This window comes from Arcticibacterium sp., from assembly GCF_055134445.1.
In genome coordinates this window covers 1-7121 of record NZ_JBSRVI010000109.1, presented here as the reverse complement: position 1 = coordinate 7121, position 7121 = coordinate 1, and the positions used below count along the sequence as shown (strand labels likewise).

Below are 7121 nucleotides of genomic sequence, written 5' to 3'. Positions count from 1 at the left end.
ATTCTCACCTTGCATAAATTCAATATCAGCTTTGTAAGACCATACTAATTCTCTCAGTATCTCAATTTTAGGATAAGATGTACTTGGGTTTGGAGCATATCCATGATATGTGAATATATCAATATATTGTAGACCGTCTTTTTCTTTTAGATAGTCCATAAAGTCTTTCACAAAATCTAACTTAGTAACACTTGCCATTCCCAATGCTATTAAGCGAGCGTCAGGTTGTTCCTCTTTTACGATCTTCGCTGTTCTTAAGTAAAACTCGCCCATTATCCTTCCTGTATGAGCCTTGTTTAGATCTGGCTCATTCCAGATTTCCCATTCAGGAACATGAGCTTTATAACGATTCACCATGGCTCTTGTCCAATTATCCCAAGCCGTTAGAGCCTCTTCACCCATAGGAATAAGACCTGCCAGTTTTGCTTCACCACCACCTTTATAAATCGGATTTCCATAAGAAAGCTCTACCCATGGTGATACTCCTCTTTCAGCGGCATCTGGGATAACTTTATCCAACCATTCAAAGTCATATTCCCCTTTTACTTTTTCTGTTCTAGCCCACCCACCTTGGAGGCGTATACGTTTAGCTCCGAGCGGACCTAGATATTCTTTATAAGATTGATAATCGGTATAGTCTCGATCCATTGTTTCTCCACCAATAGACCAAGTGCTAGATTTTATTTCCTTGGCATCTCTGGTCTTTAATTGACCAACGTTTTTCCAATCTCCATTAGAAGTAGCCGTACAGGAGTAAATAGCCAGCATCAAGCCAGCGACTGAAATGTATTTTAGTATTTTCACGATTTATAAGTTTTATAAGACATTTAAATCTTGTTTAAAAGCTCTCAAAGAGCCCATTATTCGTCTTTAGTTTAATCCTCTCTTTGCAAACCAAAGCTCTAATTCAGACATCCAGGAGTTTTGAATTTCAGGGGCAACTCCGAAACCGTGCACACTTTCTTCATAAATGTGTAATTCGGCCGGCACTTTGCTTTTTTTCAAAGCCTGATAAAAAAGGATACTGTTAGATACTGGAACTGCAGGGTCATCTCCCGCATGAACTAAAAAAGTAGGCGGCGTATTCGCATTCACATGCTCATCAGGCGAATAATCGGCAAGTTGCTTTTCGTTCAGGTTTTCACCGAGAAGATTTCTTCGAGAACCCTTATGAACATACGCTTCACGAAAACTGACTACAGGCCAAGCCAAAACTAAAAAATCAGGTCTTAGTCCAATAGTGTCTTTATCATTTTCATAAGCTCTATTCCAATGCGTAGCAGCCATGGCCGCTAGATGTCCACCAGCCGATGAACCCCAAAGTCCAACTTTATTTTTTTCAATATTCCATTCCTCTGCTCTACTCCTTACTATTCGCAATGCTTGCTGAACATCTTGAAGCGAACCAATTGATGGCTCCACCATTAGGCCATCTGCTGGCAGTCGATAAGTTAAAATAAAAGCAGTGATTCCCATTTCATTCAACCGCTGAGCAATAAACCTAACATTCTCTATATTCAAATTCCGATAGCCCCCACCAGGGCAAATTATAACGCTTGCCCCGTTGGGACTATTCGGACGGTAGAGAAAAAGCCTTGGATTTAAAACCGAGGATAGTGCAATCAGCTGGCCTGCTGAATTGAAAGTCATTTTCTCAGAGAAGTTTGAAACTATTGCATTCGGCACCCCCGACGGATAGAGTGCAATTTCTATTTCAGATTGTCCATTACAAACAGATTGCAAAGACATTAATCCGATAAAAAGAAGTGCCGAAATGCATTTAGCCATTTTATTCAATTTATTGTCAAAACTTTAGAAATAGAACAACAGATTTAATAACCTGGATTTTGCTCTAATTTTGCATCTTTATTGGCTTCAATTTCTGAAAAAGGAATAGGAAATAAGTTGTTATGGTCGTTAATATCATCTCCATTCAAAGGATTATATTTCCTTACTCTTTCTACCAATTTCCCCATCCTAACTAGCGTCAAACGACGATTTTCTTCGAAAATCAACTCTCTTGCTCTTTCATCTAAAATGAATTCCAAGCTAACATCAGTGGCTGTAATCAATTCTGCTTTGGAGCGGGCACGAATAACATTAATGTCTGCCGCAGCCTCTGCCAATTGCCCTTTCAAGAAATAGGCCTCTGCCCTAAGAAGATAAGTTTCAGGAAGTCTAATAAGATAGTCATCTCTATAGGTAGCTCCTGCCGTTGATTTTAAAGTTAAGGCAACGGGATCGTCTATTAGACCTGATGGGTGCTGACCGGGGGTAGTAACCTTTGAAGGAATAGGGTACCATCTCCAACTTTGAGCTACCCATTGAGCGGTAGGGAAATCTATCATACTTTTTCCAAAAAACTTAGAATCCGGATTAGCATAAATAAAATCACGAACAATATTATGTTCCGAAGTCCTGATATCCGTACTATTCACTACCCGATTATCTGCATCTGCGTCCAAACCCCATATGTCATATAAATAATAATCCGTAGTTCTTATAAACGAAGCCCCTCTACCTCCCTCATTTAAGGTAGACCTAGGTGCACTGTTTAAAGAAGCCGCATCGCCATTTGGATCTTTCAAAGTCCATGAGGCAGGAGCTACTACTCGCTCTAGATTATTGGCACCACCACCTGAAGATGTTAGCGAACCTCCAGGAACATCAACTTCATACTGAGCCACCCAAATTGATTCGGTATTCCCTGATGAACGATTTTGATTTCCTACGCGAAACAAATCGTAATAAACATCTCCCGGCTGATCTTTAAGACTGCCAAAACGACTTTTCATTAATGATAAATTAGAGTTCCCAATCACCTCAGCTGCAGCTGCAACGGCCTTATCGTATTGCTTTAAAGCTATATACGTTTCAGCCAAGAGGTGATTTGCAACCGCTTTGTTTAACCTTCCATCCGTCACGCCATCTACATTGGGTAAATTATGGACTGCCTCAGTGGCATCACTTATAATTTGATTAAGAACATCCTCTTTAGATGATCGTACAAAATCACTTTTCGGAGAAGTGGCTTCATCTAAAACCAACGGTACACCACCATAAATGTGAACCAAATAACGATAAGCCCAAGCTCTAAAAAGTTTAGCTTCACTAGCAATTAGCACCTGTTTTGACTCAGACACCTGCGAATCAGGCAACCTTGAAATAATGGTATTGGCATTGGATATGATTTTATACCAATTTACCCAGTGAGATTTTGACACGCTTCCTTGCGGAGTAAGAACACTATTATAATTACCCAAACGACTATTATCAAGACGGGCATTATATCCGATATCTGTTCCTGCATAAGCAATATAATCTGTGCCATTACGGTCGCAAGCATGCTCTTCTCTAACTCTAGCATAAAGATCTACCAAAGCCGCTTGAAAGTTAGCTTCGCTAATGTAGGAATTCTCTGGACTGTAAAAATCAAGTGGTATTTCTTTTAGAAATACATCTTCTTGACAACTTGTGTTTAGCATCATTATGACGGCTACTAAACTTATTTTCAATAAATGAGCTTTCATATTTTTAATAATTAATATCTAATAAATGATAGTTCTTAAAAAACTTATCTAGAATGAGATTTCAAGACCAAATGAATAAGATTTCATCACGGGATAAGGATTCGATGAGCTAATCCCTACACCAGTTTCTGGATCCCACCCGTCCCATTCGGTAAGTGTTATCAAGTTTTTACCGCTGACATAAAGTTTCAAATTCTGCACTTTCAACTTTTCAGTAACTTTATTACTGAAATTATAGGCTAAAGAAATATCTTGAAGTCTAACAAAGTTTCGCTGATAGTAAGCCCTTCCACCTACCGGTGAACCTACCCAAGAAGTTGGGTATTTCGCATTAGGATTTCTAGGTGACCAGTAGTCGTAAAAGTCAAACCAATTAGAGTTAGTTGCGTTTCCACGAGTACTCCCACCACTAAAATGATTGGAATTCAAATACCCATCTTTACCTCCCTGAATAGAATTCACAAAAAGGCGTAAGCTAAATTGTTCATAAGATAATGTATTCTGAATACCAAATGAATAAGCAGGCTCCGCATTCCCTAATACAACACGATCATCCGCAGGAGAGAATTTACCATCGTTATTTTGGTCAACAATTTTATAACTACCTGGCTCAAAACCAGCTGGTAATTCTTCACCCACCTGATTAATACCATCTACTTGATAATCATATATTGTCCCGATTGGCTTGCCAATAAACAAACCACTTGCCAAAAGGTCATCTTCTTTTCCATCATTGTCTAAATCCTGGCCCAGCAAACTCACCACCTTATTCCTGTTTCTGGAAAAATTCAGTGTTACATCCCAACTTAGCTTTTGAGTATTTAGGGGCTGGCCATGAATCATAAACTCAAAACCTGTATTATTCAACTGTCCAATATTACTTAACACTTGAGAAAAACCTGAGGTTTGAGGCAGTACTTTAGACCATAGTAAATCGAAAGTATTAGAATTATAATATTCCACATTTCCATCCACTCGATTATTCAAAATCGCAAAGTCTATCCCAAGATTAACTCCTTTTGTTCTTTCCCATTTTAGATCCGTATTAGCTAGCGTACTTACGGTCCTCCCTATAGAAGTCCCACTTCCATCACCAAAAACATACTTGGAATCGGATTCCGCCTCTACTACAGCTAGTGAGCTATAACGTGCCACTTTATTACCGTTTTCGCCATAACTACCACGTATTTTCAAGAAATTCACCATTGGAATATTGAAAAAAGATTCTTCTGACAAAACCCACCCTAGTCCTACTGACGGGAATGTGGCCGTTTTGTTATTTTTAGAAAAACCGCTAAAACCGTCTCGTCTAACCGTTGCTTTCAATAAATACTTCCCATCATAGCTATAGGCTGCACTGGCCAATTGATAAAGAAGAGCCTCATCCCAAGCACTTGATTCTATGTTTCGAATCTCTGCCAATGCCAAATTATTATAAGAAAGATCAAGGTCAGAAAACCCACTACCGCTAGCCGCTGTACGTTCATATCTGGATGTATTATAGCCATAAACTGCAGTAGCATTTAAATTGTGTTTCCCAAAGGTTTTGGCATAGCTTAAGATATTATCCAAGGTCTGCTCATACTGAAAAGAATTATACTTGTAGGCAGAACCCGTAAATCCTGCACCATATATGCTCGAGCCAAAATCTTTGAAGAATTTTAAGTTATTCCCAAAATTAACCCGATAACTAAGCCCTGGAAGACCTGGGACTTTGGCAATTGCATAAAAATTACCAACCATTCTACTTTGGGTCTCGTAATTATCATTCGTTGCGTCCAGAAAAGCATTTACATTATTATCACCTACTGGGTTAGTAACAAACTCGCCATTTTTATCTCTAGGTAAAACTAATGGAGAGGTAAAGGGTAAACTCCCCACTTTTGGTGCATCGCCAGAAAAATCCGTAAAAGTAGCGGACGTATTGGCCCCTACGGTCAACCATTTTGTCACCTCTGTGTCCAAATTCAAACGAGCCGTATACCTCTGATAATCATCATTAGTAACAAAACCCTTTTCTCCCGTATAACCAGCAGAAAGGAAATAGGTTGTTTTGTCGGATCCGCCAGAAACACCAATACTATGATTCGAAATAAGAGCCGGTTGGGTTAAATTACCATACCAGTCATAATTATTACCAGCAGCCACACCAGCCAATAAAGGCGGATTCATATCCGAATTGATAAAATCCCAACCTGAATTAGGCTCTAAATAACCTGACTCTTTGGTATAAGCATTATAATAATTTATATCCCTTACTTTTTGCAAATATGCGTCCCTATCTAACAGTTTTGCATCGACAGTTGGAGATGAAGTAGCATAACTCCCGGAATAAGTAATGGATGGTTTTTGATTCGTTTTTCCCGTTTTAGTGGTTACCAACACTACCCCATTGGCTGCCTGTGAACCATATACGGCCTTACTACTTGGATCTTTCAATACATCCACACTAGCTACATCACTTGGGTTAATATCTGAAAGACGACCACTAAATATCAATCCATCTACTATTATTAAAGGTGAAGTATTTCCATTCAAGGTACTCGTCCCTCTTATATTAATAGATGCTTCTTGCCCAGCCTGATTGGTCTGACCAATGGTTAAACCAGGCAATGCTCCTTTTAAAGATTGTAAAATACTGACATTGGGAGATTCCTTAAATGCTTCCAAATCTGCGGAAGCAATCGACCCTGTTAAATCTTTCTTTTTCTGCGTTCCATAACCTACTACTACTATCTCTTCCAAACTTGTTAAATCAGTAGTTAAGGTTACATCAATAATACTTTGAGAACCCACAAAAACTTCCATACTCTCAAAACCAATAAAACTAAATATCAATGTCTGAGCACTTGACACTTTTTCTAGCTCAAACATTCCTAGTGCATTGGTTGTAGTACCTGTCATGGTTCCTTTAACCAATACACTAACACCTGGCAAAACGTCTCCATCTTCGCCTACTACCTTACCTTTAATTTGTTGAGCTAAGGCTCTAGTCGACATCGAGAAGACACAAATCAAAAGCAGTAAAAAACCTTTAAAAATAAACTTTTCTTTCATAGTTTGATAATTTATAAAAATAATAGAGTTCTTTTTTACTATCACATTACAATGATATAAGTTATTAAACCCCCATCCTATTCCTTAGGATATATTTTCTTATTTCTTGTAATAAATCGTGACAGCAGGTGGTCAACAACCAGAACTATAGGCTTTAAATTCCTTATTATAAAGGATATAAAGCCATATCGCGGCTTTAACTGCCAACTATTTTATAATTATAATTTATTTGTTTTTGAAAATATAATCATAACTTTACTATCACATTGTTGTAGTATATAAAAAACACGAACTATGGTACAGGTTATAATCAAAGCATTTGATATTCTAGAATTAGTATCTAAAAGAAACGGGCAAGCAGTCTCGCTCACGGAGGTCTCAACGGAACTAGACCTTAACCAATCCACCACAGCCAACATCATGAATACCCTGGTTTACAAGAACTACCTAGAGCATCTTGGCAAGAAAAGAGGCTATAAGCTTGGCCCCATGGCATTCCAATTAACTGACAGTGTCTCATATGAAAGAGACTTA

The 7121-nt window shown here is 38.4% G+C and carries 5 protein-coding genes; 1 reads left to right on the top strand and 4 read right to left on the bottom strand.

All coding sequences use genetic code 11. The features are described 5' to 3' along the window. From ACTBZY_RS14335 to ACTBZY_RS14320, 4 genes are all read right to left on the bottom strand, one after another. Window positions 1-804 (bottom strand): GH39 family glycosyl hydrolase (locus tag ACTBZY_RS14335; protein WP_463047026.1); only part of this gene is annotated, 804 nt, incomplete at its 3' end. A gap of 66 nt (window positions 805-870) precedes the next feature. Continuing rightward, complete coding sequence (locus ACTBZY_RS14330; protein WP_463047025.1) at window positions 871-1788, bottom strand: alpha/beta hydrolase; 918 nt, start codon at window positions 1786-1788, stop codon at window positions 871-873. 44 nt (window positions 1789-1832) lie between these two features. Next, window positions 1833-3530: a RagB/SusD family nutrient uptake outer membrane protein gene (locus tag ACTBZY_RS14325; RefSeq protein WP_463047024.1), complete on the bottom strand. Its 1698-nt coding sequence runs from the start codon at window positions 3528-3530 to the stop codon at window positions 1833-1835. Between the two features lie 48 nt (window positions 3531-3578). Next, window positions 3579-6587, bottom strand: coding sequence for a SusC/RagA family TonB-linked outer membrane protein (locus ACTBZY_RS14320; RefSeq protein ID WP_463047023.1), 3009 nt, complete (start codon window positions 6585-6587; stop codon window positions 3579-3581). 294 nt (window positions 6588-6881) lie between these two features. On the opposite strand from ACTBZY_RS14320, the gene ACTBZY_RS14315 reads away from it, so the two are divergent. Then, a partial coding sequence (locus tag ACTBZY_RS14315) for a helix-turn-helix domain-containing protein (RefSeq protein WP_463047022.1) occupies window positions 6882-7121 on the top strand: 240 nt, incomplete at its 3' end.